The following is a 4,581-nucleotide window of genomic DNA, read 5'->3' on the forward strand; positions in this document are numbered from 1 at the left end:
AAATAGGTTCAACTAAAATATCCACACCGGACTACAAACCTTTAAAACGAGATACAGAATATCAAAAGCGGAGTAAACGCAAAAAGTTTAGGAGAAGAGCGGCCATCGAGCCAGTTATAGGGCATCTAAAAACGGACTTTAGAATGGCACAAAACTATCTTAGTGGGGCAACTTCACCGCAAATCAATGCTTTTTTAGCTGCAACGGGGTGGAATCTTAAGAAAATGATGAAGCAATTAAAAAACGAAGTCGAATTATTATTGTTTTATATTTTTAATCCCGTTTTGACTCGCTTTTTTTTGAAAAAGAAACTGAGTTGATAAGGAGTGACTAACTAAGTGCTGCTTCAAAGCATTGAGGGATGATTTTACTTAAACAGGACAGGCGTTGGCAAGATTAATGATCAGCTCATTATCAAATCTTCGAATTAGATCAATCCTAATTGGTACATTTTCACATTGAATCATTGTTACATTTTTCTGCGTTAGGGACCGCGGCGGCATCCCCGAAGCGGAGCGAGGGATATAGCCAAGGGCCCGCCCGACGAAGGAGGGAACGCCCAAAATAAAATGCTACTAATACGTAATAGATCTGTACGTATAAAACTGGGCATCTATGTATTACACCGATTTTGTACGATTCGGAAACGGCATGGAGAGAGTTTTGGGAATAAAAAAAGCCTCCATGAAAATGAAGGCTTTAAAAGAATGAATTATTTATTACTTGGCCGCTTTGTCTACTATAAGACGGTTTGCTCTATTGGCGACTTCCCATGCGGTTAGGAATACCAAGCGGCTTCTGTTTTCCAGTAAATCATAGTTGATCTTATCTGGAGTATCTCCCGGGCGGTGATAGTCGTCATGGGTTCCGTTAAAGTAAAAAATAATTGGAATGTTATTTTTGGCAAAATTGTAATGATCACTTCTGTAGTAAAAACGGTTTGGGTCGTTTTCATCATTATAAGTGTAATCAAACTCAATATTCGTATATTTTTTATTTACTTCTTCCGACAATTCATGTAGTTCCGTACTCAATTTGTCAGAGCCTATAAGGTATAAATAGTTTCTGTCTCCCGATCGTTTTGGGTCAATTCTACCGATCATGTCAATATTTAAATTGGCCACAGTTTCCGATAAAGGGAAGATAGGATCGTGGTCTGTATAATATTTAGACCCCAACAAGCCTTTTTCTTCTGCGGTAACATGTAAAAATACGATAGACCTTTTAGGACCGTTTCCTTCATCGGCCGCTTTTTTAAAGGCTTCCGCAATTTCTAACATCCCTACTGTTCCTGAGCCATCGTCATCGGCACCATTGTAAATTTCGCCGTCTTCAATACCAACATGATCCAAATGTGAAGAAATCACTATATATTCATTTGGCTTTTCAGAACCTTTAATAATAGCTACGACGTTCTGTGAAAGTACATCTTCATTGCTGTTTTCCAAGTTTATTGCTATAGTAGCGTCTAGTACCTTAGGGCTGTTTTCTTGAGCAATGTTCTTAAGGATATTGTTGGCTACCGCAGCATCTACAACGACGTTGACGAAGCTATTGTTCTGATCGTCTTTTAAGCCCATTCTGTCTTGGGCACTATTTTTAATTTTTTCGAACCTATTTTGAAAACGGCTATAGTTATCTTGGTCGTAATAAAATACCCCCTGGGCTCCTTTGCTTTGGGCTATTTCAATTCTTTTGCCGTAAGATTCGGAAAAATTGCTCCAAACCGATTTTTCTGTAGTACCGGAAATAACATAAGTACCGTCGGAATTTTTTGGTTCTCCTCCTTTTATGAAGACAATTTTTCCTTCTACATTTAATCCGTCGTAATCAGAATAGTTTTCCTCTTCAATACCATTGTTCACAAAAACAATATTGTCAAAAGTACCTTCGGCCGGCGTAAAGCTCACTATTTCATTACCGTTCGTATAGGTCTTACCGTTAATGGTAATATTGCCCATCGGTAGCTTCGCAATACTTAAAGGAACATACTGAAAATAATCTCCATCCGATTTTGCGGCAGGAATGCCAAGTTCCTGGTAGGCTGCTCTAAGGTACTCTACTGCTTTTTGGTGTCCTGGTTTACCAGTGTCCCTTCCTTCAAATTCGTCCGAAGCATAAATATATAAGTGTTCTTTTAACTCCTCTTCCGTAATGGTCTCCATATAGGTAGTTGGATCCAAATTTGGTTTTGCTTCTTCAATAGGAGTAAGCACTGTTTTTTGAGAAGAGTTGCATGCCATGGAAAGGCCTAATGCAACAAACAATAATTTTTTCATTTAATTTTTTTTATAAAATTCAGAATATGTCAAAAATAGGGAAATTTAATATAATCAAATTGAAAATTAAATGGTTGGAGTACTACTGCTACGGTACGATAGCTTTCCTATAAAAGGTATGTTTTCTTCTTATTTAAAACATAGTCAGCTTACTAGCTGTTTTAATTGTAAGTGTTTTGTTTTATTTATAAGGATAAATCGCTCTTTTAGCTTAGGAAATTAAGAATAATTTAACCTTAACAAGAACTGTCTTAGACCTATTTTAATTTCTTACATTAGTAGTATGCCAGCTTAGTAGCGCCTAAATTCTTAAATCAATGGCAAGAAAAACATTTTTCTGCGTCGATGCACATACTTGTGGAAATCCGGTTCGGGTTATTGCAGGGGGCGGACCTGTGCTAAATGGGAATACGATGAGCGAAAAACGACAGCATTTTCTAAAAGAATACGATTGGATCCGAAAAGGGTTAATGTATGAGCCTCGTGGCCATGATATGATGAGCGGAAGCATATTTTACCCGCCCAGCAATCCGGCCAATGATTTTGGAATATTATTTCTAGAAACCAGTGGTTGCCTGCCTATGTGTGGACATGGGACCATTGGGGCTATTACGATAGGGATAGAAGAGGGCTTGCTTTCCCCGAAAATTCCGGGGAAATTAAAGGTGGAAACCCCTGCAGGATTGGTTCAAATAACATATCAGCAGACCAATAATAAGGTCGATTGGGTACAGCTTACCAATGTGAAGTCCTACCTGGCCGCAGAAGCATTGACCGTAGACTGTTCCGAATTAGGAACTTTGGTTTTCGATGTTTCCTACGGCGGCAATTTTTATGCGATTATAGATCCCCAAAAGAATTTTTTGGGAATTCAAGACTTTTCAGCGAGCAAATTAATTCAATACAGTCAGGATATTAGGAAAAAAATAAATCAAAAATACCCGGATAAATTTATACATCCACTAGACGCTACCATTCATAGTGTAAGCCATATTCTATGGGCGGGAAAAACCATTTCCCCAGAGGCTACCGCCAGGAATGCAGTGTTTTATGGAGATAAGGCCATAGATCGCTCTCCTTGTGGTACGGGGACATCGGCGAGAATGGCTCAATGGCATGCCAAAGGAAGGCTCGAGCTTGGAGAGGAGTTTATCCATGAAAGTTTTATCGGTTCTAAATTTATCGGTAGGGTAGAAGAAGAAACCTCCTTAGAAGGCATAAAGGCCATAGTGCCCAGTATTAAAGGGTGGGCCAAGGTGTATGGATACAATACTATAATTATAGACGATGAGGATCCTTACGCTTATGGGTTTCAGGTGATATAGCAGCCGTGGTTTAACAGGAAGTGTTGGCGATAATTTTCCATTCGCCTCCAATACGTTTTAACAAGACAATGAAATTTCCATCGGTATTGCCACTTCGCCGTTTTAAATGATATTGCCCCATCACCCAATACGTATCCCTGTCAATTTTAGAGATATCGAAAAGGCTAAAGTTAAGCGTGCCCATGTCTTCCTTGGTAGGATAGGCTTTTTGATAGTTCTCCAATGTTTTATCCCATCCATGAATAAGCTTGGAGCCACTAAAAAACACGAGAGAATCAGATTTTGAATAAATGTCCATATAGGCCTTCCAGTCGTTATTAGACCATGCCTTTTTTTGGGTATTGAACAAATTTGTAATGGTAGCAATATCCTCTTCTTTGGAAGGACGATCTTGACAAGAGGAAAGAAAAAGTACAAGGATAAACAAAGTAATGACTTTCATAAAAGCTCCCTTTTAGTTGGTCGGCTTACTAAAGTAATCATTAAATTTTAATTTTTGTAGGAAAACACCCAAAGTTTAGCTTTGGGTATTTTTTATTGGGGCCGCATTACTGCGACTAGATTCCTGGTCAGGAATCAATAGCGTCCTAAACGATTTGAGCCAATCTTTGCAAACACTTTATATATCTGTATTTTAAAAAATTTTTGACGATATAGGGGTCTTTTTAAAGGTTTTATTTTTCTCTGGCCTATCGAAAATTTATCGTAAAATTTGAATGAGGATCGAACGTTAAGAAATAGTCCAGTGGACTATTTTAGTGAAGAGGCCAGCTTGCGCGTTGGCGATTTTAGGCTGTCTGAGCTAAACGAATTATCTTATTTAGCTGTTTTTCAAAAGCGAGTTCCTAAAATTTAGGTGCTGACAAAAAAATATTCTGAATGAATCATTTCGCAAGAAAGGCCAACGCTACGGCTGGCTCCTCCAGCCAAAGGTACACTGTACCTTTGGTTCTCGGCCCTGGTTCGTTTTTTATTCA

General features: G+C 38.6%; 4 protein-coding genes. 2 read left to right on the top strand and 2 right to left on the bottom strand.

The window, feature by feature from the left end; all coding sequences use genetic code 11:
* On the top strand, positions 1 to 320 hold a 320-nt coding region (locus tag BUA16_RS17985), incomplete at its 5' end, for a transposase (protein WP_178338927.1).
* 399 nt (positions 321 to 719) lie between these two features.
* Here the strand turns inward: BUA16_RS17985 and BUA16_RS17990 are convergent.
* Complete coding sequence (locus BUA16_RS17990) at positions 720 to 2,279, bottom strand: M28 family peptidase (RefSeq protein ID WP_072766089.1); 1,560 nt, start codon at positions 2,277 to 2,279, stop codon at positions 720 to 722.
* Positions 2,280 to 2,596: 317 nt separating this feature from the next.
* Between BUA16_RS17990 and BUA16_RS17995 the strand changes: the two genes are divergently transcribed.
* Positions 2,597 to 3,604, top strand: a complete 1,008-nt coding sequence (locus tag BUA16_RS17995; protein ID WP_072766090.1) for a 4-hydroxyproline epimerase — start codon at positions 2,597 to 2,599, stop codon at positions 3,602 to 3,604.
* Between the two features lie 10 nt (positions 3,605 to 3,614).
* Here the strand turns inward: BUA16_RS17995 and BUA16_RS18000 are convergent, their stop codons facing one another.
* A complete protein-coding gene (locus tag BUA16_RS18000; protein ID WP_072766091.1) occupies positions 3,615 to 4,046 on the bottom strand; it encodes a YybH family protein in 432 nt (143 codons plus the stop codon).
* Between the last annotated feature and the right edge of the window lie 535 nt (positions 4,047 to 4,581).

Source organism: Arenibacter nanhaiticus, from assembly GCF_900141935.1.
GTDB classification, from domain to species: domain Bacteria; phylum Bacteroidota; class Bacteroidia; order Flavobacteriales; family Flavobacteriaceae; genus Arenibacter; species Arenibacter nanhaiticus.